Origin of the sequence: Micromonospora sp. NPDC005173, from assembly GCF_040608515.1 — a bacterium.
In the GTDB taxonomy this organism is placed as follows: domain Bacteria; phylum Actinomycetota; class Actinomycetes; order Mycobacteriales; family Micromonosporaceae; genus Micromonospora.
The window spans coordinates 51,594-75,441 of record NZ_JBEXIK010000024.1 but is presented as its reverse complement, the minus strand read 5'-3'; the positions used below and the strand labels follow the sequence as shown (position 1 = coordinate 75,441).

Sequence of the window (23,848 nt, the reverse complement as noted above, 5' to 3'; positions counted from 1 at the left end):
GCACCGATTAGGTATTGCTCTTCGCCGTAGGCCCGGGGTCGATGCCCCGGGAACCCCGGCGAGAAAGGCTGACGAAATCCATGACGATGACCGACCCGATCGCAGACATGCTCACGCGTCTGCGTAACGCCAACCAGGCGTACCACGACCAGGTGAAGATGCCCTACTCCAAGATCAAGGCGAACATTGCCGAGGTCCTGAAGGCCGAGGGTTACATCGCCACCTGGTCGGTCGAGGAGCCCGAGGAGGGCGCCGTCGGCAAGCGACTGGTCGTCGAGCTGAAGTACGGCCAGAACCGCGAGCGGAGCCTGGCCGGCATCAAGCGCGTGTCCAAGCCCGGTCTCCGGGTGTACGCCAAGTCGGACGGGCTCCCCCGGGTGCTCGGTGGGCTGGGCGTGGCGATCATTTCGACGTCCCAGGGGCTGCTGACCGACCGGCAGGCCCGCAAGCGGAGTGTTGGCGGGGAAGTCCTCGCCTTCGTCTGGTAACGGGAGACAGGTAGAAATGTCGCGAATTGGACGTAAGTCGATCCCGGTGCCAGCCGGCGTCGACATCACGATCGACGGGCAGACCGTCAAGGTCAAGGGCCCGAAGGGCCAGCTCCAGCACACCCTCGCCGAGCCGATCACGATCGAGCGGGCCGAGGATGGGCAGCTGAGCGTCAACCGCCCGAACGATGAGCGCAAGGCCAAGGAACTGCACGGCCTGAGCCGTACGCTTATCGCCAACATGATCGTCGGCGTGACCGAGGGCTACCGCAAGAGCCTGGAGATCGCCGGCACCGGTTACCGGGTCACCGCCAAGGGCACGGATCTCGAGTTCGCGCTCGGGTTCTCGCACCCGGTGGTTGTTCCCGCGCCGGCGGGCATCACCTTCACGGTGGAGCGGCCGACCCTGTTCCACGTGGCCGGCATCGACAAGCAGCAGGTCGGCGAGATCGCCGCCAACATCCGGAAGATCCGTCCGCCGGAGCCCTACAAGGGCAAGGGCGTGAAGTACCAGGGCGAGGTCATCCGCCGCAAGGCCGGAAAGGCAGGTAAGAAGTGAGCGCCACGCTGCTCAAGCGCCGCCGCGGTGTCGCCGCCAAGCGCGCCATTGGGCGTGCGCGTCGGCACTTCCGCGTCCGCAAGAACGTCAGCGGTACGGCCGAGCGTCCGCGCCTGGTCGTCACCCGCTCCCTGCGGCACATGGTCGCCCAGGTCGTCGACGACACCAAGGGTCACACCCTGGCGTCGGCGTCGACCCTGGACGCCTCGCTGCGCGGTGCCGAGGGCGACAAGAGCGCCCTTGCCGGCAAGGTGGGCGCGCTGCTCGCCGAGCGGGCCAAGGCCGCCGGCGTTTCCAAGGTCGTCTTCGACCGCGGTGGCAACCGGTACGCGGGGCGAGTCGCCGCGCTTGCCGATGCTGCCCGCGAAGCCGGGCTCGAGTTCTAACAACCCCGTCACGAGAGATAAGGAAGGCTGCTGATGCCAGGTCAACAGCGCCGTGGCGGCGGGTCCGGTGGCAACGAGGGTGGTCGCCGCGACAACCGCCGTGAGGGCGGCCGCGGAAACGCGCCCGTCGAGAAGACCCCGCACCTCGAGCGGGTCGTCGCGATCAACCGCGTCGCCAAGGTCGTGAAGGGTGGTCGTCGCTTCAGCTTCACCGCCCTGGTGATCGTGGGCGACGGCGACGGCACGGTCGGCGTGGGCTACGGAAAGGCCAAGGAGGTGCCCGCGGCCATCGCCAAGGGTGTCGAGGAGGCCAAGAAGCACTTCTTCAAGGTCCCGCGGATCGGTCAGTCGATCCCGCACCCGATCACGGGCGAGGCCGCCGCAGGCGTCGTGCTGCTCAAGCCGGCCTCGGCCGGTACGGGTGTCATCGCCGGTGGTCCGGTGCGCGCCGTGCTGGAGTGCGCCGGGATCCACGACGTGCTCTCGAAGAGCCTCGGCTCGTCGAACCCGATCAACATCGTGCACGCCACCGTGGCGGCCCTGAAGGGGCTTGAGTCCCCCGAGCAGGTCGCGGCGCGTCGTGGCCTGCCGGTGGAGGACGTCGCGCCGGCCGCCATGCTGGCGTCGCGTGCGGGGGTGGCGCACTGATGGCACGTCTGAAGGTCACCCAGCTCCGATCCGGCATTGGGACCAAGCAGAACCAGCGTGACTCGCTGCGTTCGCTCGGCCTCAAGCGGATCAACGACGTGGTGGTCAAGGAGGACCGGCCCGAGATCCGCGGCATGATCTTCACTGTGAGCCACCTCGTGAAGGTCGAGGAGGTCGAGTAATGACGATCAAGGTGCACCACCTGCGCCCGGCGCCCGGTTCCAAGACCGCGAAGACCCGTGTGGGTCGCGGTGAGGGTTCCAAGGGCAAGACCGCTGGTCGCGGTACCAAGGGTTCCAAGGCCCGCAAGAACATCTCGGCGGCGTTCGAGGGTGGGCAGATGCCCATCCACATGCGCCTTCCGAAGATGAAGGGCTTCAAGAACAAGTTCAAGGTGGTCTTCCAGGTGGTCAACCTGGACCGGCTCGCCGAGCTGTTCCCGAACGGCGGCCAGGTTGGCCCGCTGGAGCTGGTCGAGTCCGGTGCGGTCCGCAAGGGCCACCCGGTCAAGGTCCTCGGCACCGGGGACCTCGGCGGGGTGGCGCTCCAGGTGTCGGCGCACGCGTTCAGTGCGTCGGCCAAGGAGAAGATCGCCGCCGCCGGTGGCTCCACCACCGAGCTGTAAGGCGTACAACCCATGGCGCCCGTCCAGTTGTGAGCAACTGGCGGGCGCCATGGTCTGCCTGGGGCGTATGCGCCCGGTAATATCGGAATCGGTTTATGTAGCCGGGCGCATCTGCCCGGACCGGGATGAGGCTGTTAGAGTCCCATCCCAGCCATGGATTCCGGGCGCTCGCCCGGGATCCACCCCGACCCGCCAGGGATCACCGGCGGCCCGCCTCGCGCAGGAGGAAGAAGTTGCTGTCCGCCTTTCTCAGTGCGTTCCGTACGCCTGACCTGCGCAAGAAGCTGCTGTTCACAGTAGGCATCATCGCGGTCTACCGGCTGGGTGCAACGCTCCCCAGTCCGGGCGTCTCGTACGGCAACGTGCAGAAGTGCCTCGACACCCTCCAGGGTGAGTCGACGGGTGTGCTGAACCTGCTCAACCTCTTCTCCGGCGGAGCGCTGCTACAGCTCTCGGTCTTCGCGCTGGGCATCATGCCCTACATCACCGCGTCGATCATCCTGCAGCTGCTCACCGTCGTGATCCCGCGCCTGGAGCAGCTCCGCAAGGAGGGCCAGGCCGGCCAGGCAAAGATCACCCAGTACACCCGCTACCTGACCCTTGGTCTCGGTGTGCTGCAGGCTTCGGCGTTCGTGGCGCTGGCCCGCTCGGGGCAGCTCTTCCAGAACCGCTGCGACCAGTTCCCGATCATCCCCACGGGCACCGGCATCCCGGACTGGCTGACCCTGGTCATCCTGGTGATGACCATGACCGCTGGTACCGGCATGGTCATGTGGCTCGGTGAGCTGATCACCGACCGAGGCGTCGGCAACGGCATGTCCGTCCTGATCTTCACCTCGATCGCGGCCCGGCTGCCCAGCGAGGGCTGGCAGATCAAGACCAGCAAGGGCTGGGACATGTTCGCCCTGGTCATCGCGCTGGTCCTGGTGGTCATCACCGCGGTCACCTTCATCGAGCAGGCACAGCGCCGCATTCCGGTGCAGTACGCCAAGCGGATGATCGGCCGGCGGATGTACGGCGGCACCTCGACCTACATCCCGCTCAAGGTCAACCAGGCCGGTGTGATCCCGGTCATCTTCGGCTCGTCGCTGCTCTACCTGCCGCAGCTGGCCCTGCAGTTCTTCGATCAGACCGACCCGGGCAAGACCCAGGCGTGGATCCAGAACAACCTGGTCAACCCGAGTAGCCCGATCTACATCACGGTCTACTTCCTGATGATCATCTTCTTCACGTACTTCTACGTCTCGATCACGTTCAACCCGACCGAGGTCGCAGACAACATGAAGAAGTACGGCGGGTTCGTGCCGGGCATCCGCCCGGGCAAGCCGACCGCCGACTACCTGGACTTCATCCTCAGCCGGATCACCCTGCCGGGCGCGCTCTACCTCGGCGTCATCTCGATCCTGCCGAACTTCTTCTTCATCTGGCTGGACAACCAGCAGTACCAGAACTTCCCGTTCGGCGGCACCGCTGTGCTCATCATGGTCGGCGTCGGTCTGGAGACCGTGAAGCAGATCGAGAGCCAACTCATGCAGCGGAACTACGAAGGGTTCCTGCGGTAGATGAGACTCGTTCTGGTTGGCCCACCGGGCGCGGGCAAGGGCACACAGGCCGAGTTCGTCGCCGCCCATCTCTCGGTGCCGAAGATCTCGACCGGGGACATCTTCCGGTCGAACGTCACCCAGGGCACGCCGCTCGGCATCGAGGCGAAGCGGTACATGGACGCTGGCGAGCTGGTTCCGGACGAGGTGACCATCAACATGGTCCGGGACCGGCTGGCCGAGCCCGACGCCAGCGAGGGGTTCCTGCTCGACGGCTTCCCGCGGACCACTCCGCAGGCCGCCGCGCTGGACAAGCTCCTCGCCGACCTGGGCACCGCACTGGACCTGGTCCTGGAGCTGGTGGTCGACGACGACGAGGTGATCCGGCGGCTCTCCGGCCGGCGTACCTGTCGGGGCTGCGGCAAGATCTGGCACGTCGAGTTCGACGCCACCACCCGGCCCGACATCTGTGACCGGTGCGGCGCCGAGCTGTTCCAGCGCGACGACGACAAGCCGGAGACCATTGCCACCCGGCTGCGGGAGTACAGCGAGAAGACGGCCCCTCTGGTCGACTATTACGGCGCTCAGGGCAAGCTGGTCGGAATCGACGCCACCGGCCCGGTGGAGGACGTCACCACCCGGGCCATCGACGCGCTGCGGTCGTACGGCGGCTGAGGTCCCGCCGGGCCACGGCGGATAGAGTGCGAACAGCGGGGTACGTGCGACGTGCCCCGCTGTTCGGCAACGAAAGGTAATGGCTCCATGCGTCGTCCCCAGCTGGACATCCAGCTGAAGACCCCTGACCAGATCGAGAAGATGCGGGCCGCCGGGCTGGTGGTGGCCGAGGCGCTGCGCCGGATGCGCGACGCGGTGGCCCCCGGTGTGAGCACGGCCGACCTGGATGCCATCGCCGAGTCGACCATCCGCGAGGCGGGTGGCGTCCCGTCGTTCAAGGGCTACCACGGGTTTCCGGCGTCGATCTGCTCCTCGGTCAACGAGCAGGTCGTGCACGCCATCCCCTCGCCGGGGCAGGTGCTCCGGGACGGTGACCTGATCTCGATCGACTGCGGTGCGGTGCTGAACGGGTGGCACGGCGACTCCGCGATCACCGTCGGGGTCGGCGACGTCGACCCGGCGCTGCTCAAGATGGCCGAGGTTGCCGAGGACGCCATGTGGGCCGGCATCGCCGCCGCCGCACGCGGTGCGGCCAGCGGCAAGGGGCGGCTCACCGACATCTCCCACGCGGTGGAGACCGCGGTCCGCAAGGGCGGCCGGTACGGCATCGTCGACGGTTATGGCGGGCACGGCATCGGCACCGAGATGCACCAGGACCCGCACGTGCTCAACCACGGCCGTCCGGGCAAGGGCCCACGGCTGGTCCCCGGCATGGCACTGGCCATCGAGCCCATGATCACCATGGCGTCCCCGCGCACGGTCGAGCTCGCCGACGGCTGGACGGTGGTCACCCGGGACGGCTCGGTTGCGGCCCACGTCGAGCACTCGATGGCGCTGCTGCCCGACGGAGTCTGGGTGCTCACCGCGTTCGACGGCGGCCGGGCCCGACTCGGCGACCTGGTCACCGCACGCCAGCCCGCCGCCTCGACCGCCCCCTGACCAACACCTACCGCGACCCGGCCGGACGAGCGCCGGGCTGGCGACCCGGTCAGGCGAGCGCCGGCAGGGCCAGCGCCGGCAGGGCCAGCGCCGGAGGTCGCGGCGACCCGGGTGGATCAAGGCGGAACGACCGGGTGGGACGCCGCTGGCGTGTCGGTGGCATGCTTGCCGGCATGGACGGGCGGGACGGGATGCGAGCCGCTGACGCGGACCGTGAGGCGGTTGCGGACCGGTTGCGGGTGGCCCTCGGCGAGGGCCGACTGGACCTGCACGAGTACGACGAGCGGTTGCAGCGGGCCTACGCCGCGCGCACCTACGCCGAGCTGGACGTGCTGCTCACCGACCTGCCACCGGTGACGCCCCCGGAGCAGTCGGCGCTGGCGGCGGTCACCCCGCCGGCTGCCGGGCTGCTGGCCGGCGGTACGGGCGGCCAGCCCGCCCCGGTGGCGGCCGGTGGCGTCACCGCCCGCTGGCTCGCCGAGGTGTGGCTGCCGTACCTGCGGGTGATCGCCATCGTGGTGACCATCTGGGCGGTGACCTCGCTGCTCAGCCGGGAACTGCTCTACTTCTGGCCGGCCTGGGTGGCCGGGCCGTGGGGCGCGGTGCTGGTGGTCCGCACGGTCACCGGGCTGACCGGGGGAGAGCCGCGGCGCCAGGCGATCCAGCGGGAGCGCCGCCGGCAGCGCAAGCGGGCGAAGCGGGACCGCCGACGGGAGCTGCGCGCCGGTGGACCGGACGAACGGGACGAGCCGCGACCGGCCGGCTGATCCGCCGGCGTGGGGGAGCCGGTCTGGTGACCCCGGCCGGCGACCGCCCGCGGAGATCATCGGACGCTCGGACGGGGGACCGGCGGCCGACACGGCGGTGCGGTGGGTGGCCGGTTTGGCGACCGCCCGCAGGCCGGCGTACACTTTCAGCTCGGCGCACAGCGTCCACTCCGGCATGCCCACCCTGCGCTTCGGTGGGACCTGGAGCCGCGGCTGGCGCGGGCTTCTGATTCTTGGTCAGTTTCCCGCGTAAGACGTTGTGGGCCGCCCGGAGCAATCGACGTCAGGACAGCGGAGGACATGCCGAAAAAAGACGGAGCCATTGAGATCGAGGGTCGGGTCATCGAGCCCCTGCCGAACGCTATGTTCCGGGTGGAGCTCGCGAACGGCCACAAGGTGCTGGCTCACATCAGCGGCAAGATGCGGCAGCACTACATCCGCATCCTGCCGGAGGACCGGGTCGTCGTCGAACTCTCGCCGTACGACCTGACCCGCGGGCGCATCGTCTACCGCTACAAGTAGTCCTGACGGCGGCCGGGAAGTCCCGTGTCCGTCTTCGACGTCCGGTCTCGTGCTCTGCGCGTCCCCGGGCCAGATGGGAAGTAAGGCAACCGTGAAGGTCAAGCCGAGCGTCAAGAGGATCTGCAACAAGTGCCGGGTGATTCGCCGGCACGGCCGGGTCATGGTGATCTGCACCGACCCGCGCCACAAGCAGCGCCAGGGCTGACTCAGCCCGTCCGGCCGGATCACGGCCGGGTGGTGTTGGTCCGGGCAGATCCCCAGCGACGCACACAACACAAATGCTCGTCCCAGCCACGAGCGGTACGCGAGACGTACTTCTGCGTGGCTGACCCCCGGTCGGAGGCCGGGGCCCGCTCGGGCAACGACCGATCCCGGTCGCCGGCGCTGACAGCGTCGGAAAGACGGGACGGCCGGTAGCGGGGTGGGACGGGTCCACACCTCCGCCACACATCACGAGGAGTACGCCCGCACATGGCACGTCTAGCCGGCGTGGATCTCCCCCGCGAAAAGCGGATGGAGATCGCGCTCACCTACATCTTCGGCGTGGGTCGTACCCGCGCCCTGGAGACGCTCGCCGCCACCGGCATCTCGCCGGACAAGCGCGCTCGGGACCTCACGGACGAGGAGCTCGTTCAGCTCCGCGACCACATCGAGGGCAACTACAAGGTTGAAGGCGACCTGCGCCGCGAGGTCGCCGCTGACATCCGCCGCAAGGTCGAGATCGGCTGCTACGCCGGCATCCGGCACCGCCGGGGCCTGCCCGTGCGTGGCCAGCGGACCAAGACCAATGCGCGGACCCGGAAGGGCCCGAAGCGGACCGTCGCCGGCAAGAAGAAGCCCGGCAAGAAGTAACTAGGAGCGCACAGACTTATGCCACCGAAGGCTCGTGCCGGAGCCGCTGTAAAGAAGGTCCGGCGCAAGGAACGCAAGAACGTCGCCCACGGGCAGGCGCACATCAAGAGCACCTTCAACAACACCATCGTGTCCATCACGGACCCGACCGGTGCGGTCATCTCCTGGGCCTCCGCGGGCCAGGTGGGCTTCAAGGGCTCCCGCAAGTCGACTCCGTTCGCCGCGCAGCTGGCCGCCGAGGCCGCCGCGCGTCGGGCCATGGAGCACGGCATGCGCAAGGTCGACGTGTTCGTCAAGGGCCCCGGCTCCGGCCGGGAGACCGCCATCCGTTCGCTGCAGGCCGTGGGCCTCGAGGTCGGGCAGATCTCCGACGTCACCCCGCAGCCGCACAACGGATGCCGTCCGCCGAAGCGTCGCCGGGTCTGAGAGGTAGAGAGAGATGGCTCGTTACACCGGTGCTGACTGCCGCCGTTGCCGGCGGGAGAAGATGAAGCTGTTCCTCAAGGGCAGCAAGTGCGATGGCCCGAAGTGCCCGTTCGAGTCCCGGCCGTTCCCGCCCGGGCAGCACGGCCGCGGCCGCACCAAGGAGACGGAGTACCTGCTCCAGCTCCGTGAGAAGCAGAAGGCCCGTCGTGTCTACGGCGTGCTGGAGAAGCAGTTCCGCGGTTACTACGAGGAAGCCGTTGGCAAGCAGGCCAAGACCGGTGAGGTCCTCCTGCAGATCCTCGAGTCGCGGCTGGACAACGTCGTTTACCGGGCCGGCTACGCCCACTCGCGGGACATGGCCCGCCAGTTGGTCAAGCACGGTCACTTCACGGTGAACGGCAAGAAGGTCGACATCCCGTCGTACCGCGTCAAGGAGCACGACATCATCGAGGTCCGGGGCAAGAGCAAGGAGCTCACCCCGTTCATCGTGGCGCAGGCTCAGGCGGGTTCGCGGGCGGTGCCGGCCTGGCTCGAGGCCATCCCCAGCCAGATGAAGATCCTGGTGCACTCCCTCCCGGCCCGGCAGGTCATCGACACGCAGGTCCAGGAGCAGCTGATCGTCGAGCTCTACTCCAAGTAGTCGGAGCTCGTTGCGGTGGCCCGCCCTCCGGGGCGGGCCACCGGAACAGTTTGTGTCGTGGGCGTCAAATAGCGGGCGTCCCGGAAGAGAAGAGAAACCATGCTCATCAGCCAGCGACCCTCCCTCTCCGAGGAGTCGATCAACGAGACCCGGTCGCGGTTCGCCATCGAGCCGCTGGAGCCGGGCTTCGGCTACACCCTGGGCAACTCGCTGCGGCGCACGCTGCTGTCGTCGATCCCGGGTGCCGCGGTCACCTCGATCAAGATCGACGGCGTGCTGCACGAGTTCACCACGATCCCCGGTGTCAAGGAGGACGTGGTCGAGCTCGTCATGAACATCAAGGAGCTGTGCGTCAGCTCCGAGCACGACGAGCCGGTCAGCATGTACCTGCGCAAGCAGGGCCCGGGCGACGTGACCGCGGGTGACATCCAGCCCCCGGCCGGCGTCTCGGTGCACAACCCGGACCTGAAGCTCGCCACCCTCAACGGCAAGGGCCGGCTCGACATGGAGCTGACCGTCGAGCGGGGCCGGGGCTACGTGACGGCTGCACAGAACAAGCAGTCCGGCGCCGAGATCGGCCGCATCCCGGTCGACTCGATCTACTCGCCGGTGCTCAAGGTGACCTACCGCGTCGAGGCGACCCGCGTCGAGCAGCGCACCGACTTCGACCGGCTGATCATCGACGTCGAGACCAAGCCGTCGATGGGCCCGCGTACCGCGCTGGCCTCCGCCGGCTCGACGCTGGTGGAGCTGTTCGGGCTGGCCCGGGAGCTGGACGAGACCGCCGAGGGTATCGACATCGGGCCGTCCCCGCAGGACGCCCAGCTGGCGGCGGACCTCGCCCTGCCGATCGAGGAGCTGGACCTCACCGTCCGCTCCTACAACTGCCTCAAGCGCGAGGGCATCAACACCGTTGGTGAGCTCATCGGGCGTACCGAGGCCGACCTCCTCGACATCCGCAACTTCGGTCAGAAGTCGATCGACGAGGTCAAGATGAAGCTCGCCGGGATGGGCCTGGGGCTGAAGGATTCGGCCCCGAACTTCGACCCGGCGCACGTCGTGGACACCTTCGGCGAGGCCGACTACGACACCGACGACTACCGCGAGACCGAGCAGCTCTAGTCCGCGCTGCCGCCACAACTGAGGAGCACCAAGCATGCCCACGCCCACCAAGGGCCCCCGCCTCGGCGGCAGCCCCGCGCACGAGCGGCTGATGCTGGCCAACTTGGCCACCGCGCTGTTCCAGCACGGCAAGATCAAGACCACCGAGACGAAGGCCCGGCGGCTGCGTCCGCTGGCCGAGCAGCTCATCACCAAGGCCAAGCGCGGTGACCTGGCCGCGCGGCGGCGGGTGCTGGGCGTCGTCAAGGACAAGGACGTGGTCTACGCCCTGTTCGACCAGATCGCGCCCCGGTACGTCAACCGCCCCGGCGGCTACACCCGGATCGTGAAGACCGGTCCGCGCAAGGGTGACAACGCGCCGATGGCGATCATCGAGCTGGTGGAGGAGCTTCAGGTCGCCGAGCCGAAGGCGAACAAGAAGACCGCCGCCCGCAAGGCCGCGCAGCAGGACAAGGTCGAGGCGCTCGCCCCGGCCGAGGAGACCCCGCAGTCGGCCCAGGCCGACCAGGACTCCGAGGCGCCGGTGTCGGCGTCCGGTGACACCGCCGCCGCCCGCGAGGACAGCGACGAGGCCACCGAGAACAAGGCCTGATCAAGGGCAACGTCGGGCCCGGCACCCCATCGGGGTGTCGGGCCCGACCCATAACTGGAGGTACGAGGTGGACGAGCGGATCCGGCTGCGGCTGGACGTCTCGTACGACGGCACCGGCTTCTCCGGGTGGGCCGCCCAGCCGACCCGGCGCACGGTCGCCGGGGTGCTCGTCGAGACCCTGGACCTGGTGCTCGGTGCCGGCACGGCCACCGGGTTGACCGTGGCCGGGCGGACCGACGCGGGGGTGCACGCCACTGGGCAGGTCTGCCACCTGGACCTCCCCGCCGACGTGTGGCGGCAGCACGAGCAGCGGCTGCTGCGCCGGCTGGCCCGGCTGCTCCCCACCGACGTGCGGGTACGGGCGATGACCGAGATGCCGGCCGACTTCGATGCCCGTTTCTCGGCCACCTTCCGCCGCTACGAGTACCGGGTCACCGACGCCCGGTACGGCGCGGAGCCGCTGCGCCGGCACGAGGTGCTGGCCTGGCCGAGGCCGCTGGATCTGGCCGCGTTGAACGCCGCGGCGACCGGCCTGGTCGGGGAGCACGACTTCGCCGCGTACTGCCGGCGCAAGGAGAACGCGACCACCCTGCGCGAGGTGACCCGGCTGGACTGGCGCCGTGACCCGGACGGCATCCTGGTCGCCACCGTGCAGGCGGACGCGTTCTGCCAGGCCATGGTGCGCAGCCTGGTGGGGGCGATGCTGGTGGCCGGGGACGGCCGCCGCCCGGTGGAGTGGCCGGGCAGCCTGCTCACCCGCCAGGAGCGGTCCAGCGAGGTGACCGTCGCGCCGGCGCACGGACTGACCCTGGTCGAGGTCGGCTACCCGGCCGACCCGGCCGAGTACGCCCGCCGCGCCGACCTCACCCGCCGGCTACGGGTCCCGGTCGAGGGCTGACCGCGCCGACCGGGTCCCGATCGAGGGCTGGACCGCCGACGGCCGGGACCGTAGCCGGCGGGGCGAGGTCAGTCGCCCGGCAGACTGTCGTTGCGGGTGCCGCCGCTCTGCGTTGCGCCGCTCTCCGTCGGGCCCGGGGTCGGTTGCCCGGCCGTGCCGCCGTCGACCCGCTTGTGCAGCACGCCTTGACTGAGGTGCAGCTCGATCATGTCGAAGAGGATTTCCCGGACCTTGGTGTCCCCGGACTTGACCGCGGTCCCGTCCGCACGGACCACCAGCGCGTACGCCAGGTAGTGGCCGCGGACCTGCCAGCCGACCCGCGCCGGGGCGGTGGCCACCACGTCACTGCCGTCGCCGTCGCTGCCGACCAGGCCCCGGAATCGGCCCTGCCGCTCGTCGAGCAGCTGCCGGATCCGGTCCCGGACCCGTTCCGCGCTGACCTTGTCGGTCAGGTTGAACAGCCCGGTGGTGACCAGGTGGTCGCCGTCGGGAGTCCGCAGTGTGGCCCGGACCACCTGGTTGCAGCCGAGCCGGACCAGCAGGTCGGCCACCTCGTCGGTGGCGGCGACGGCGCAGCTGCCGCTTGAGTGCGTCTTGAGCACCTTGTAGGCCGGCTGGCCGTCGGTGACCTTCAGCTCCTTGCCGGGGAAGAGTTCCTTGGCGGTGAGCGGAGCCTGGTCGGTGTCCCGGGAGTCGAGGTCCTGCCGTTCCGCCGGGGCGGCGGACGCGGCGGCGGCGTTCGGCTGGTAGGTCGGGGTGGCCTGCGGCTGCGGGTCGCGATCCATCAGCAGCGCGGCGACGCCCAGGCCGCAGAGCGCGAGCAGGACCAGGACGGCCGCGCCGCCGATCAGCACCTGCCAGAGTCGGCCACCGCTGCGCTCGGGGGGCGCCTCGATCGGCTGTGCCGAGGTGTAGACCTGGTCGCGAGGCGCGGCGGGCGGGATGTCGGCACGGACCGGCGGCGGCTGGGACGACGGCAGCGCGATCTGGTTCGGCCGGCGCAGCGACGGGGTGGGGAAGCGCGACGGAGAGGGCCCGGCCGGCGGGGGCGGGCCGCCGGGCACCGCCAGGTCGGACCCGGGCTCCGGGTACTCCTCGAAAGCGTCCTCATCGGACTCGTACCGATACACCATGTCGCCCAGAGTAAGAGGCATTGTCCCTTTAGGGGGTAATAATGGGAAATGTACGCGTGGGCCGTGTCATGGCGTGCCCGGGCCGGTGCGAGAATTGCCGGCGTGACCGGCGACCACTACTTCAGCGCTCAGCCCGCCAGCGACGCCCCGCCGCGCGAGGTCGAGTTCTCCGTGGCCGGCCGCGACTACCGGCTCGCCTCGGCCGGCGGGGTCTTCTCCGCCAGCCGTCTCGACCCGGGCACCGCCGTGCTCCTGCGGAAGGCCGAGCTGCCCACCGCCGACACCACCGGCGACCTGCTCGACCTCGGCTGCGGGTTCGGGCCGATCGCCAGTGTGCTGGCCGACACGGCACCGGCGAGCACCGTCTGGGCGGTCGACGTCAACGCCCGCGCCCGCGAGCTGACCGCGGCCAACGCGGTCCGGGTCGGCGCCGCCGACCGGGTCCGGGTCAGCGCGCCGGACGACGTACCGGCCGAGATCCGCTTCGCCCAGCTCTGGTCGAACCCGCCGATCCGGATCGGCAAGGACGGGCTGCACGACCTGCTGCTGCGCTGGCTGCCCCGGCTCGCCCCGGACGGCGTCGGCTGGCTGGTGGTCGCCCGGCACCTCGGCGGCGACTCACTGCACCGCTGGCTCACCGAACAGGGCTGGCAGGTTGAGCGGTGCGCCAGCCAGAAGGGCTTCCGAGTGCTGCGGGTCACCCGGTAATTGGATGTCCCCCCGGCCCTCACTGGGGCAGGATCCCGGCGTGGGATACGTGGATGTGGCAGCGGTCGGGCACATCCTGCCCGACGGTCGGGAACTCTTCGCCGACGTGTCGTTCCGGGTCGGGGAGGGCAGCAAGGTCGCCCTGGTCGGGCCGAACGGCGCGGGTAAGACGACGCTGCTGCGGATGGTCGCCGGCGACCTGCCGGTGCGTACCGGCGCCGTCGCGCGGGCCGGCGGGCTGGGCGTGATGCGCCAGTTCATCGGCATGATCGGCGACGAGTCGACGCTGGCCGACATGGCGCTGTCGCTGGCCCCACCGGCACTGCGCGAGGCCGGCCGCCGGCTCGGCGAGACCGAGGCGGCCATGCGGGCGGCCGAGGTCCGCGGCAAGTACAGCACCGCCGCCGGCAAGGCCCAGCTGGCGTACGCCGACGCGCTGGGCGCCTGGGGTGAGGCCGGCGGGTACGACGCCGAGGTGCTCTTCGACACCGTCGCCACCATCGTGCTCGACCTGTCCTGGGACGGCGTCCGGGACCGGCCGGTCCGCACCCTCTCCGGTGGACAGCAGAAGCGCTTCGCACTGGAGCTGCTGCTGCGCGGCCCCGACGAGGTGCTGCTGCTCGACGAGCCGGACAACTTCCTCGACGTGCCCGGCAAGCGCTGGCTGGAGGCGCGGCTGCGCGAGTCGACCAAGTCGGTGCTCTACGTCTCGCACGACCGCGAGCTGCTGGCCCAGACCGCCGACCGGGTGGTCGCCGTGGAGGGCGGCAGCGCCTGGGTGCACCCGGGTGGCTTCGCCAGCTGGTACGAGGCGCGGGTGGCCCGACACGCCCGTCTCGACGAGCTGCGCCGGCGCTGGGACGAGGAACACCAGAAGCTGCGCGAGCTGATGCTGATGTACAAGCAGAAGGCGGCGTACAACGACGGGCTGGCCTCGCGCTACCAGGCCGCGCAGACCCGGCTGCGCAAGTTCGAGGAGGCCGGGCCGCCGCCCGTACCGCCGAAGGACCAGGACATCCGGATGCGGCTGACCGGCGGGCGGACCGGCAAGCGCGCGGTCGTCTGCGAGCAGCTGGAGCTGGACGGCCTGACCTACCCCTTCGACCTGGAGATCTGGTACGGCGACCGGGTGGCTGTGCTCGGTGCCAACGGCACCGGCAAGTCGCACTTCCTGCGGTTGCTGGCCCGGGGCGGCACCGACCCCGACCCGGCGAACGGGCCGGTCGACGGTGCGGGCGCGCTCGCCCCGGTGGCGCACGACGGCACGGCCCGGCTTGGTGCCCGCGTCCGCCCCGGGCACTTCTCCCAGACCCACGACCGGCCGGAGCTTATGTCGAGGACGCTGGTCGAGATCCTCTGGCGGGGCGACGAGCACCGGACCGGGATGGACCGGCACGCCGCGATGGGTGTGCTCAGCCGGTACGAGCTGGCCGCCCAGGGCGACCAGCGCTTCGGCACCCTCTCCGGTGGGCAGCAGGCCCGGTTCCTGGTGCTGTTGCTGGAGCTGTCCGGGGCGACCCTGCTGCTGTTGGACGAGCCCACCGACAACCTCGACCTGGCCAGCGCCGAGGCGCTGGAGGCGGGCCTGAACGCGTTCGAGGGGACCGTGATCGCGGTCACCCACGACCGCTGGTTCACCCGCTCCTTCGACCGGTTCGTGTTGTTCCGTGGGGACAGCGAGGTGGCGGAGACCCCGGAGCCGGTCTGGGACGTCGGGTGATCCCCGCCGACCTGCCCGACCGGCTGTGCGCCGTCGAGGGGGTGGTGGCCGTGGCGCTCGGCGGTAGCCGGGCACGCGGCGAGCATCGCCCGGACTCCGACTGGGACCTGGGTCTGTACTACCGGGGTGAGTTGGACGTGCCGGCGCTGCGTGCGGTCGCCGCGACGGTCGCCGACGACACCGACGTCGCGCTCACCGCCCCGGGTGGTTGGGGCCGCTGGGTCGACGGCGGTGGATGGCTGCGGGTCGACGGGTCCGCCGTGGACTGGATCTACCGGGACCTCGACCGGGTGCACCGCGTCTGGACGGACTGCCGGGCCGGTCGGTACGAGGTCGGGGTGCAGGCCGGGCACCCGCTCGGGTTCTACTCGTCCGCCTACCTGGGCGAGGTGGCGCTGTGCCAGGTGCTGGCGGACCCGACCGGCCAGCTGACCCGGCTGAAGGAGCAGACCCGGGAGTATCCGCCCGCGCTGGCCGACGCGCTGGTGGCCGGCGGCTGGGAGGCCGGGTTCCTGCTGGCCGGCGCGGCCAAGGCCAGCGCCGGCGGGGACAGCGGGTACGTCGCCGGCTGCCTGTTCCGGGTGGTCGGGGTGCTCGCCCAGGTGCTGCACGCCCGAGCGGGCCGGTGGCTGGTCAACGAGAAGGGGATGATCGCCGCCGCGGGGCGATTGCCCGGCGCGCCGCCGGACTTCGAGCAGCGGGCGCAGGCACTGCTCGGCGCCGTCGGCCGCAGCCCCGCCGAGCTGACCGCCACCCTCAGCGCCGCCCGCGAGCTGGTCACCGAGGTGGTCGGCTGAGCCGCCGCCGAGGTGGCCCACAACCGGCCGGCATAGGGTGGATCTCGTGACTGAGATGACCTATCGCCGGCTGGGCGACTCCGGGCTCGTGGTGTCCGTGGTCGGCATCGGCTGCAACAACTTTGGCCGCAAGCTCGACCTCGACGGTACCCGCGCGGTGGTGGACGCCGCCCTGGACGCCGGGATCACCCTGTTCGACACCGCCGACATCTACGGCGAGCCGCAGGGCGGCTCCGAGGAGTTGCTCGGGCAGGCGCTCAAGGGCCGCCGGGACGACGTGGTGGTGGCCACCAAGTTCGGCATGGACATGAACGGCCTGAACGGGCCGGACTTCGGTGCCCGGGGTTCGCGGCGCTACATCGCCCGCGCGGTGGAGGCGTCGCTGCGCCGGCTCGGCACCGACCACATCGACCTCTACCAGATGCACGAGCCCGACCCGGGCACCCCGATCGACGAGACGCTGGCGGCCCTGGACGACCTGGTCCGCGACGGCAAGGTGCGCTACCTGGGCAACTCCAACTTCGCCGGGTGGCAGATCGCCGACGCGGACTGGGTCGCCTCGTCCAACGGCCGGGCCCGCTTCATCAGCGCGCAGAACCACTACAGCCTGGTGGAGCGGTCCGTGGAGACCGAGGTGATCCCGGCCTGTGAGCGGTTCGGGCTCGGCATGCTGCCCTTCTTCCCGCTCGCCAACGGTCTGCTCACCGGCAAGTACCGGCGCGACGGGCAGCCGCCGGCCGGCAGCCGGCTCTCCGGCGGTGGCCGGTACGCCGAACGGCTCGCGGCCGCCGACTGGGACACCATCGAGGCGATCGAGGCGTACGCGGCCGAGCGGGGGCTGACCATGCTCCAGGTGGCGATCGGCGGGCTGGCCGCCCAGCCGGCGGTGACCTCGGTGATCGCCGGGGCCACCACGCCCGAGCAGGTGCACGCCAACGCCGCCGCCGGCACCTGGGAGCCCACGGACGAGGACCTGGCGGCGCTGCGCGCCATCCTCTGAGTCGCGTTGTCGGGCGGCGGGCCGGGCCGCTCATGGCGGCCCGGCCCGATCACCCTTGACGGTCAGTCGGGGCGGCGGCTGACCAGCATCGCCACCGCCACCGCCAGCGCGGTGAGCACCAGGGCGGCCAGCCCGACCGGCCACCACCAGGCGCTCCCGTCCGCGGCGGCGCGACCGTCGGCCGCCGCCGGCGCCGTCACGGCGACCCGCGCGGGAGCCGGCGGAGGCGACTGCGCCGGCCGCGCCTGCACCTCGGCCCCGGCCTGACCGGGGTTCGGCGCCGGGGCGCTCACCGTCACCCGCCACGTGCCGGGGGAGAGTAGCGGGCCGCTGCTGTAGAAGCCCTGCCCCTCGGGTGCCGGTTCCAACTGCACCGGGCCGAGCCGCCGACCCTCCGGGCCCGTGCCGGTGAGGGTCAACCGCACCGGCTTGTCCAGCCGATGCCCGTCGGCGTAGGTGGCCTGCACAGTGACCCCGTCGGCCCCGTCGCCGGCCACGGTCAGCTTGAGCTTGCCGGTGTGCGCTGCGGCCGGAGCCGCCGAGAACAGGATCAGGGCCAGTCCGACGAGCAGGGCGGCGAATCCCTTGCGGATACGCGTCACGGACGTCTCCTCACTACGGATGAGGGAGGCCCCTCCCCGGCACCGGAGCGTCGGGGAGGGGCCTCGTCGGATCAGAGCTGGCGACCGGGGGCGAGCCGGGTGGCGTCGCCACCGAGCCGCCCGGCACCCTTGACCGGCTCGCCGTCATTGGCCCGGACCCCGGCCTGGCTGGCCGCGCCGCCGAGCCGGACGATCATGGCGTCGGCGTCCCGGATCAGGACGTCCCGGATCTCGGCCTCCGCCACCAGGGTGGCGTCGGCGGCGAGCGCCCGGAACGCGGTCAGCTGCTTGATCGCCTGAGCGTCCTTGCCGGACGCCTCGGCCTTCCGAGCCGCGTCGAGCTTCGCCGTCAACTGCTTGTGCGCCTTGGCCGACAGCCGCCCCGTCGCCTTGAACCGGTCCAGCAGGTTCTGCATGTCCCGGAACGAGGTGGTGACGAAGAACCGGACCGCCGAGGTGGTCTTGTTGCCCGCCTTGTCGGTCGCGGTCACGGTCAGCTCGTGCAGGCCGAGTGGCAGCTCGTACATGGCCTGCAGAGTGCCGCTGACGTACGGCTGGCCGTCCAGGTCGCCGACCACGGTCGCGATGCCCGAGGTCGGGTCGACGGCCTGCCAGGACACCCGGACATCCTGGCTGTCCCCGTAGAGCTGACCATCGGCGATCCCGGACACCAGCAGCGTCGGCTTGGTGCCGTCGATCCGCAGCACCGCCGACTTGAGCGTCTCGGCGTTGCCCGCCTTGTCGGTGGACCGGAACAGCAGCTCGTGCTGCCCGTCACCGGTCACCTCGACCGGTGCCGAGTACGGCGTCCAGGCGCCACCATCCAGCGACCACTCCACCGTGCTGACCCCGGACCCGGCATCGGTCGAGGTCAGCACGACCGGGATGGTCCCGTTGTGCCAGCCGGCGTCGTTCGCGGGAGCGAACGTCGCCGAGGTGACCGGCGCGGTGGCGTCGATCTTGACCGCGACGGTCTTCGTCGACTCCACGTTGCCCGCCTCGTCGGTCGAGCGGAACCGCAGCTCGTGCTCGCCGTCCCCGCTGACCGCCACCGGAGCGGTGTAATCCGTCCAGGTGGTGGCCCCGTCCAGCTGGTACGCCGTACCGGCCAACCCACTGCCGCCGGCCTCGTCGACGCCGGTCAGGGTGACCGTCACCGGCCCGGTGTACCAACCGTCGGTCGGGGTGCCGGAGACCGCCGCCGTGGTCACCGGTGCGGTCTCGTCGGCCACCTCGGTGCTGAGCCGGAAGTAGTCGAACCCGGCGGTCTTCGAGGCGGTCTGGTTGGCGCCGAGGGTGAACAGCCCGACCTTCGGGGTGGCCCCGACCGCGCTGTTGGTGAGCGCGGTCAACGCGGTCCAGGTCGTCCCGTCAGCCGAGTACGACGCGGTGAAGGTGTCGCCGCTGCGGGCCAGCCGCAGATGCCACACCGCACTGGTCAGGTTGCCCGCCTCGGGCTGCGGGTTCTGGACCGTCCCGCCGATCTCGCTGCGGAACTCGATCCGCCGCGTCACCGGCTGGCCGGGCTGGTTGTCCGCGATGTAGTCGAACTTCAGGTAGTTGTCGTCGTCGCCGTGCACGATCAGGCCGGCCTGCTGGTACTGCTCGTTCAGCAGGCTGCCGTCGACCTTCGTCTCCAGGGTCCAGTCGCCCGAGGGCGCGGTCTGGAGGATGAAGTTCTTCGGCCCGGTGTTGTCGCCGCCGTAGATGTCACCGTTGGGCACGTCGACCCGCAGCGCGCCACCGGTGACCCGGTAACCGTTCGGGTCCTCCCGCAGGATCGCGTTCCACCGGCACTTGTCCAGCGTGTCGCCGGTGAACTCGTCCGACGGCACGACCGGTCCGGCCGGGGCGTCCGGCGTGATCTGGAACCAGTCGAAGCTGGCGTCCACCACCGGCGCCTCGGTGCCGCCGTTGAGCGCGAAGAGCCCGATCCGCGGGTTGGTGATGCCGGCGAGTGCGGCCGACCGGCCGACCGGGGTGAAGGTCTGCCCGTCGGCCGAGACGGCCGCGGTCAGGTTCGTCCCGTCGCTGCTGAGCCGCAGGTGCAGGGTGTCACCGGCGGGTGCCGCGGTGCTGTCGGCGGCCTCGTTGCGGGGCGTGCCGGCCGTCTCGCGAATGAACTCCACCCGCCGGCTGCCCGAGTAGAGCAGGTCCAGCTTGGCGTAGTTGTCGTCGTCGCCGTACACCAGCAGGCCGGCCTGCTGGTAGTTGGTCGTCACCGGCAGGGTGACCCGGGTGGTCACCTGCCAGGCTCCGCTCTGAGCCGGCTGGAGCACCAGGTTGGTGGCGTCGTTGCGGCCGCCGTAGAGGTCGCCCACCGCGGTGGGCAGCCGCAGCGCGCCGCCGGAGACCGAGTAGAGCTGGTTCTCCCGGACCACGCTGGTCCACCGGCTCTTGTCGAGGCTGGCGCCGGTGAAGTCGTCCGAGCGCGCCCCGAAGCAGGACGTGTTCGGCGCGTCCACCCGCACCGGCACCGTGGCGTACGCCCTGGCGCCCTTGCTGTCGGTCACCGTGAGGGTCGCGGTGAAGGTGCCCGGGCTGGTGTAGGTGTGGCTGGCGTCCACAGTGGTCGCCGTGCCGCCGTCACCGAAGTCCCAGGCGTACGTCAGCGGGGTGTCACCCTCGGCGTCGGTGGCCGTGCCGTCGAAGGCGACGGTTACCGGCGCGGTGCCGGTGGCCGGGGTGGCGGTGGCGCTCACCGCCGGCGGCGCGTTCTCGGTGACGCCGCGGCCGAGGAAGTCCATCCAGTTGACGTTGAGCAGCGATCCCGCGCCACCGTTCGCGTCCCGGGCGACGAAGTACAGCGTGCCGCTCCCGGCGCCGGTCACCGGCGCGGTCACGTCCGTGTACGTCTGCCACCCGCCGGTGCCCGGGACGGTGGCCGTGGCGACCACCGGTCCGTCGACCGCACCGGCGCGGACCTCGATCCGGCCTCCGGAGGTGGCCGAGGCGGCCCGGAACCGGATGTCGGTGATGTTGGTGAGGTTCGCCGGGGCGAGCGACCACCAGTCGCCGTCCTCGATGAAGCCGATGTTCTGGCCGCCGCCGGCGGTGTCGCCGGTGGTCTCCCGCTGCACGCCGGCGTCGCCGCCGCCGGTGCTCACCGGCGCCCGCCCGGTGGCGGTGAAGTACTCGGCCTGCTTGCGCTTGGGCTGCAACTGCTCGATGGCCCGCCCGGTGAGCGGTCCGGCCCCACCAGCGCCACCCTCGTCGGTGTAGGTGGCCTCGAAGACCGCGAACACGTTCGCCTCGGCGCCGTGCCCGGAGGCGAGCGACGTCTGGACCGTGCCGGTGCAGCCGGTGTGCTGCTCCAGCGGGTGGGCGTGCTCGTCGTGACCGAGCAGCACCTGGAGCTGCACCCGGTCGCAGTCGATCTGCCCGTCCTCCGGGTCGGTCACCGTGACCGTGTAGCGGACCTGGTCACCCCAGTCGAAGAAGCCGCCGTCCGGCGGGAACTCGATGGTCACCGTCGGCGCGGTGTTGCCCACGGTGACCGGCACGTTGGCCACCGCGGTACGGCCCTTCGGGTTGGTGACGGTGAGCTGGGCGGTGAAGCTGCCCGCCGTGGCGTAGGTGTGCGTCGGGTTGGCCTCGGTGGAGGTCTGCCCGTCGCCGAAGGCCCAGGCGTAGGTGAGCGTGCCACCGTCCGGGTCCCGCGAGCCGGCGCTGGAGAAGGCGACCGTCAACGGTGCGGGCCCCGACGTCGGGGTGGCCGCCGCCACCGCGATCGGTGCGCGGTCACCGGCGATGTAGTCGATCCGGTAGACGCCGGAGTTGTCGTTGTTGCCGCCGAAGCCGCTGCCCCACTCGATCAGGTAGAGCGCGCCGTCCGGGCCGAACTCGAAGTCCATCGGCCGGATCATGCTCATCCCGGTGAGCAGCTGGTTGATGTCCACCAACGACTTGCCGTCGGCGGTCACCTGCATGGTGTACATCTTCGACTGGTTCCACTCGCCGAGCAGCGCCTTGCCGTCGTAGTACGCCGGCCACTTCCGGTCGGAGTCGAGGTCGGCGTCGTACCGGTAGACCGGGCCGCCCATCGGGGCTCCGCCGCCGCCGATCTCCGGGTACCGCGCGTCACCGGCGTAGCCGTAGTCGACGGTCGCCGGTACGACCGGCGGGAGGTTGGCCAGGCCGGTGTTGTTGGGCGAGTTGTTGACCGGAGCCGCGCAGTCGAACTTCGCCCCGCTCGGGCCGGACGGGAACGTGTAGTCGTTGTACGCCTCGTTCGTTCCGGTGCAGTACGGCCAGCCGTAGTTGCCGGGGGTGACGATGTTCCACTCGACCAGGCCCCGGGGGCCCCGGTTCGGGTTGTCGGCGTTGGCGTCCGGCCCGTAGTCCGCGACGTAGAGGGTGTTGGTGCCCGGGTCGGTGCCGATCCGGAACGGGTTGCGGAAGCCCATCGCGTAGATCTCGGGACGGGTCTTCTCGGTGCCGGACGGGAAGAGGTTGCCCGCCGGGACGGTGTACGTCCCGTCGTCCTCCGGGTGGATCCGGATCACCTTGCCGCGCAGGTCTTTGGTGTTGCCAGAGGTGCGCTGCGCGTCGAAGTCCTGGCGTCCCGGCCGCTCGTCGATCGGCGTGTACGCGCTGGACTCGAACGGGTTGGTGTTGTCACCGGTGGCCAGGTAGAGGTTGCCGTCGCCGTCGAACGCCATGCTGCCGCCGGCGTGGCAGCAGGTGTTGCGCTGGGTGTCGACCCGCAGCACCTGCTTCTCGCTGGCCGGGTCGATGGTGTCGCCGGTCACGGTGAACCGGGACAGCAGGTTGCGCGCGATGCCGTCGTTCGGGGCGTAGTAGAGGTAGACCCACTTGTTGGTGGCGAAGTCCGGGTCGAGCCGGATGCCGATCAGGCCGTCCTCGTTGCCGGTGAAGACGTCCAGGTCGACGGCGGTGACGGTGCTGCCGGTGTCCGGCTTGACGATCTGCACCCGGCCGTCGCGCTCGATGTAGAAGACCCGCCCGTCGGGCGCGATGTCCAGCTCCATCGGGTTGCTGGTGTTGCTGTCCAGGGCGACCTTCTCGAAGCTCGTGGTCTTCGAGGCGCCGCAGTCGGCGTCCGCCACGCCGGCGGCGGTCCGGATGCCGCCGAGCAGGTGGTTGAGGAACTCCGGCTCGGCGTACGACTCCCGGGTGTGCCCGCCCCCGGTGTACCAGGAACGACCGCCGTCGAAGTCCTGGCACCAGGCGATCGGGTGGTCGGCGCCCATCGCGCCGGCACCCGGGGTGTAGCTCTTCTCGTCCAGGGTGGCCAGCACGTGCACGTCCGGCCGGGGGTTGGTCTGGTAGTTGTACCACTCGTCGAACCGGGACCAGCGGTCCGGCAGTTCAGCGGTGGACGGGTGGGCGTGGTCCTCCACCTTGACCGTGGCCTGCTGGTTCGCCGGGTGGTTGGCGAAGTACGCGCCGACCAGGTCGCCGTACCAGGCCCAGCTGTACTCGGTGTCCGAGGCGGCGTGGATGCCGACGTAACCGCCGCCGGCACGCACGTAACGCTCGAACGCCGCCTGCTGCTCGGCGTCCAGGACGTCGCCGGTGGTGGAGAGCCAGATCACCGCCTTGTACTTCGCCAGATTGGCATCGGTGAACGCGGCACCGTCCTCCGAACTGTCCACGGTGAATCCGTTGGCAGCGCCGAGTTGTTGGATGGCGGCGAGACCGGTGGGGATGGAGTCGTGGCGGAAGCCGGCCGTCTTGGAGAACACCAGGACGGAGAAGGGCTCGTCGGCGGCCTGGGCCGCCCGGGGGAGTGGCTGGGTGGCCGGGGCGGCCTGCACGACCGCTGGCGCGGCCTGTGCGGCCGGTGCGGCCTGCGCGGCGGGAGCCGCCTGCGCCGGCAGCCCGAACAGGGTCGTCGAGGCGAGGGCAAGGGAGATCAGGGTCGCAGTGATGGGTACGCGGGCACGACGAGAATCGGACACGCCGCCTCCTATGTCGCGGTGGACAGGGATCGCGGGGGCCGGCTCGCCGAAGACCGTCCCAGATGGAGCCGGTGCGGGCGCCGTGCCAGGGCGCCCACTCCAGCATTTTGTCGAATCGCTGAACAAATTAATTCGGCTGGATCAATGTCGGGCAAGATGCCGACGGGTAACGGTTCTGCAACGGCAGGCGACATTCCGAACAGGACCGCATGAAGCGCCCAACGGATCTCGCCACGCGCCACGGCCGGGGCCCGCCGACCAGCCGCCGACCCCGCCTTGGCAGA

General features: G+C 70.7%; 25 protein-coding genes. 22 read left to right on the top strand and 3 right to left on the bottom strand.

Annotated elements, in window-relative coordinates:
- Positions 1 to 80 precede the first annotated feature (80 nt).
- From rpsH to truA, 18 genes are all read left to right on the top strand, one after another.
- A complete protein-coding gene (gene rpsH, locus ABZV00_RS24130; RefSeq protein WP_007465270.1) occupies positions 81 to 488 on the top strand; it encodes a 30S ribosomal protein S8 in 408 nt (135 codons plus the stop codon).
- Positions 489 to 504: 16 nt separating this feature from the next.
- A complete protein-coding gene (gene rplF, locus ABZV00_RS24125) occupies positions 505 to 1,047 on the top strand; it encodes a 50S ribosomal protein L6 (protein ID WP_328420525.1) in 543 nt (180 codons plus the stop codon).
- Positions 1,048 to 1,055: 8 nt separating this feature from the next.
- Positions 1,056 to 1,433, top strand: coding sequence for a 50S ribosomal protein L18 (gene rplR / locus ABZV00_RS24120; RefSeq protein ID WP_354995205.1), 378 nt, complete (start codon positions 1,056 to 1,058; stop codon positions 1,431 to 1,433).
- A gap of 33 nt (positions 1,434 to 1,466) precedes the next feature.
- A complete protein-coding gene (gene rpsE / locus ABZV00_RS24115; RefSeq protein WP_328420521.1) occupies positions 1,467 to 2,081 on the top strand; it encodes a 30S ribosomal protein S5 in 615 nt (204 codons plus the stop codon).
- Positions 2,081 to 2,263: a 50S ribosomal protein L30 gene (gene rpmD / locus ABZV00_RS24110; RefSeq protein WP_151488125.1), complete on the top strand. Its 183-nt coding sequence runs from the start codon at positions 2,081 to 2,083 to the stop codon at positions 2,261 to 2,263. The genes rpsE and rpmD overlap by 1 nt, the downstream gene beginning before the upstream one ends.
- Positions 2,263 to 2,706, top strand: coding sequence for a 50S ribosomal protein L15 (gene rplO, locus ABZV00_RS24105; RefSeq protein ID WP_112584816.1), 444 nt, complete (start codon positions 2,263 to 2,265; stop codon positions 2,704 to 2,706). The genes rpmD and rplO overlap by 1 nt, the downstream gene beginning before the upstream one ends.
- A gap of 233 nt (positions 2,707 to 2,939) precedes the next feature.
- Complete coding sequence (secY, locus tag ABZV00_RS24100; RefSeq protein WP_328420511.1) at positions 2,940 to 4,268, top strand: preprotein translocase subunit SecY; 1,329 nt, start codon at positions 2,940 to 2,942, stop codon at positions 4,266 to 4,268.
- Positions 4,269 to 4,922: an adenylate kinase gene (locus tag ABZV00_RS24095; RefSeq protein ID WP_328420509.1), complete on the top strand. Its 654-nt coding sequence runs from the start codon at positions 4,269 to 4,271 to the stop codon at positions 4,920 to 4,922. It abuts the gene before it with no gap.
- A gap of 87 nt (positions 4,923 to 5,009) precedes the next feature.
- Positions 5,010 to 5,861, top strand: a complete 852-nt coding sequence (gene map / locus ABZV00_RS24090) for a type I methionyl aminopeptidase (RefSeq protein ID WP_355609856.1) — start codon at positions 5,010 to 5,012, stop codon at positions 5,859 to 5,861.
- 173 nt (positions 5,862 to 6,034) lie between these two features.
- A complete protein-coding gene (locus tag ABZV00_RS24085) occupies positions 6,035 to 6,628 on the top strand; it encodes a DUF1707 domain-containing protein (RefSeq protein ID WP_328420505.1) in 594 nt (197 codons plus the stop codon).
- A gap of 300 nt (positions 6,629 to 6,928) precedes the next feature.
- Positions 6,929 to 7,150: a translation initiation factor IF-1 gene (infA, locus tag ABZV00_RS24080; RefSeq protein ID WP_007073013.1), complete on the top strand. Its 222-nt coding sequence runs from the start codon at positions 6,929 to 6,931 to the stop codon at positions 7,148 to 7,150.
- 91 nt (positions 7,151 to 7,241) lie between these two features.
- Positions 7,242 to 7,355 (top strand): 50S ribosomal protein L36, encoded by a 114-nt coding sequence (gene rpmJ, locus ABZV00_RS24075; RefSeq protein ID WP_012184307.1) that lies wholly within the window; start codon positions 7,242 to 7,244, stop codon positions 7,353 to 7,355.
- Positions 7,356 to 7,621: 266 nt separating this feature from the next.
- On the top strand, positions 7,622 to 8,002 hold the full coding sequence (gene rpsM / locus ABZV00_RS24070) for a 30S ribosomal protein S13 (RefSeq protein WP_184178702.1): 381 nt from the start codon (positions 7,622 to 7,624) through the stop codon (positions 8,000 to 8,002).
- 18 nt (positions 8,003 to 8,020) lie between these two features.
- Positions 8,021 to 8,428: a 30S ribosomal protein S11 gene (gene rpsK, locus ABZV00_RS24065; protein ID WP_007073011.1), complete on the top strand. Its 408-nt coding sequence runs from the start codon at positions 8,021 to 8,023 to the stop codon at positions 8,426 to 8,428.
- A 13-nt stretch (positions 8,429 to 8,441) separates the two neighbouring features.
- Positions 8,442 to 9,068, top strand: a complete 627-nt coding sequence (rpsD, locus tag ABZV00_RS24060; RefSeq protein WP_089018952.1) for a 30S ribosomal protein S4 — start codon at positions 8,442 to 8,444, stop codon at positions 9,066 to 9,068.
- Positions 9,069 to 9,167: 99 nt separating this feature from the next.
- Complete coding sequence (locus ABZV00_RS24055; RefSeq protein ID WP_089018953.1) at positions 9,168 to 10,190, top strand: DNA-directed RNA polymerase subunit alpha; 1,023 nt, start codon at positions 9,168 to 9,170, stop codon at positions 10,188 to 10,190.
- 34 nt (positions 10,191 to 10,224) lie between these two features.
- Complete coding sequence (gene rplQ, locus ABZV00_RS24050; protein WP_328420494.1) at positions 10,225 to 10,782, top strand: 50S ribosomal protein L17; 558 nt, start codon at positions 10,225 to 10,227, stop codon at positions 10,780 to 10,782.
- Between the two features lie 67 nt (positions 10,783 to 10,849).
- Positions 10,850 to 11,680 (top strand): tRNA pseudouridine(38-40) synthase TruA, encoded by an 831-nt coding sequence (truA, locus tag ABZV00_RS24045; RefSeq protein ID WP_355609852.1) that lies wholly within the window; start codon positions 10,850 to 10,852, stop codon positions 11,678 to 11,680.
- A 68-nt stretch (positions 11,681 to 11,748) separates the two neighbouring features.
- Here truA and ABZV00_RS24040 read toward each other — a convergent pair whose 3' ends face one another.
- Complete coding sequence (locus ABZV00_RS24040; protein WP_355609850.1) at positions 11,749 to 12,813, bottom strand: hypothetical protein; 1,065 nt, start codon at positions 12,811 to 12,813, stop codon at positions 11,749 to 11,751.
- A gap of 102 nt (positions 12,814 to 12,915) precedes the next feature.
- Here ABZV00_RS24040 and ABZV00_RS24035 point away from each other — a divergent pair, with 102 nt between their 5' ends.
- From ABZV00_RS24035 to ABZV00_RS24020, 4 genes are read left to right on the top strand one after another with little or no spacing between them, the layout of a single operon-like run.
- Positions 12,916 to 13,521, top strand: coding sequence for a methyltransferase (locus ABZV00_RS24035; RefSeq protein WP_355609848.1), 606 nt, complete (start codon positions 12,916 to 12,918; stop codon positions 13,519 to 13,521).
- Positions 13,522 to 13,561: 40 nt separating this feature from the next.
- The gene (locus ABZV00_RS24030; RefSeq protein ID WP_355609846.1) at positions 13,562 to 15,241 is read left to right on the top strand and encodes an ATP-binding cassette domain-containing protein; all 1,680 of its coding nucleotides are present in this window, start codon (positions 13,562 to 13,564) and stop codon (positions 15,239 to 15,241) included.
- Entirely contained in the window at positions 15,238 to 16,038 is an 801-nt protein-coding gene (locus ABZV00_RS24025) for a nucleotidyltransferase domain-containing protein (protein ID WP_355609844.1), read from the top strand. The genes ABZV00_RS24030 and ABZV00_RS24025 overlap by 4 nt, the downstream gene beginning before the upstream one ends.
- 37 nt (positions 16,039 to 16,075) lie before the next feature.
- Complete coding sequence (locus tag ABZV00_RS24020) at positions 16,076 to 17,038, top strand: aldo/keto reductase (RefSeq protein WP_328420482.1); 963 nt, start codon at positions 16,076 to 16,078, stop codon at positions 17,036 to 17,038.
- A gap of 62 nt (positions 17,039 to 17,100) precedes the next feature.
- Here ABZV00_RS24020 and ABZV00_RS24015 read toward each other — a convergent pair whose 3' ends face one another.
- Both ABZV00_RS24015 and ABZV00_RS24010 read right to left on the bottom strand, forming a co-directional pair.
- Positions 17,101 to 17,640 (bottom strand): hypothetical protein, encoded by a 540-nt coding sequence (locus tag ABZV00_RS24015; protein ID WP_355609841.1) that lies wholly within the window; start codon positions 17,638 to 17,640, stop codon positions 17,101 to 17,103.
- A gap of 71 nt (positions 17,641 to 17,711) precedes the next feature.
- Positions 17,712 to 23,564 carry a ThuA domain-containing protein gene (locus ABZV00_RS24010; RefSeq protein ID WP_355609839.1) on the bottom strand — a complete coding sequence of 1,951 codons (5,853 nt, stop codon included), beginning with the start codon at positions 23,562 to 23,564 and terminating at the stop codon, positions 17,712 to 17,714.
- Between the last annotated feature and the right edge of the window lie 284 nt (positions 23,565 to 23,848).

Bases quoted from the DNA above. Each gene is read 5' to 3' on its own strand.
- rpmD (WP_151488125.1), top strand. From the start codon at position 2,081: ATGGCACGTCTGAAGGTCACCCAGCTCCGATCCGGCATTGGGACCAAG.
- rpsE (WP_328420521.1), top strand. From the start codon at position 1,467: ATGCCAGGTCAACAGCGCCGTGGCGGCGGGTCCGGTGGCAACGAGGGT.
- ABZV00_RS24040 (WP_355609850.1), bottom strand. From the start codon at position 12,813: ATGGTGTATCGGTACGAGTCCGATGAGGACGCTTTCGAGGAGTACCCG.
- rpsH (WP_007465270.1), top strand. From the start codon at position 81: ATGACGATGACCGACCCGATCGCAGACATGCTCACGCGTCTGCGTAAC.
- ABZV00_RS24085 (WP_328420505.1), top strand. From the start codon at position 6,035: ATGGACGGGCGGGACGGGATGCGAGCCGCTGACGCGGACCGTGAGGCG.
- rplO (WP_112584816.1), top strand. From the start codon at position 2,263: ATGACGATCAAGGTGCACCACCTGCGCCCGGCGCCCGGTTCCAAGACC.
- infA (WP_007073013.1), top strand. From the start codon at position 6,929: ATGCCGAAAAAAGACGGAGCCATTGAGATCGAGGGTCGGGTCATCGAG.
- ABZV00_RS24055 (WP_089018953.1), top strand. From the start codon at position 9,168: ATGCTCATCAGCCAGCGACCCTCCCTCTCCGAGGAGTCGATCAACGAG.
- rpsD (WP_089018952.1), top strand. From the start codon at position 8,442: ATGGCTCGTTACACCGGTGCTGACTGCCGCCGTTGCCGGCGGGAGAAG.
- rpsM (WP_184178702.1), top strand. From the start codon at position 7,622: ATGGCACGTCTAGCCGGCGTGGATCTCCCCCGCGAAAAGCGGATGGAG.
- map (WP_355609856.1), top strand. From the start codon at position 5,010: ATGCGTCGTCCCCAGCTGGACATCCAGCTGAAGACCCCTGACCAGATC.
- rplQ (WP_328420494.1), top strand. From the start codon at position 10,225: ATGCCCACGCCCACCAAGGGCCCCCGCCTCGGCGGCAGCCCCGCGCAC.
- rpsK (WP_007073011.1), top strand. From the start codon at position 8,021: ATGCCACCGAAGGCTCGTGCCGGAGCCGCTGTAAAGAAGGTCCGGCGC.
- rplF (WP_328420525.1), top strand. From the start codon at position 505: ATGTCGCGAATTGGACGTAAGTCGATCCCGGTGCCAGCCGGCGTCGAC.
- ABZV00_RS24095 (WP_328420509.1), top strand. From the start codon at position 4,269: ATGAGACTCGTTCTGGTTGGCCCACCGGGCGCGGGCAAGGGCACACAG.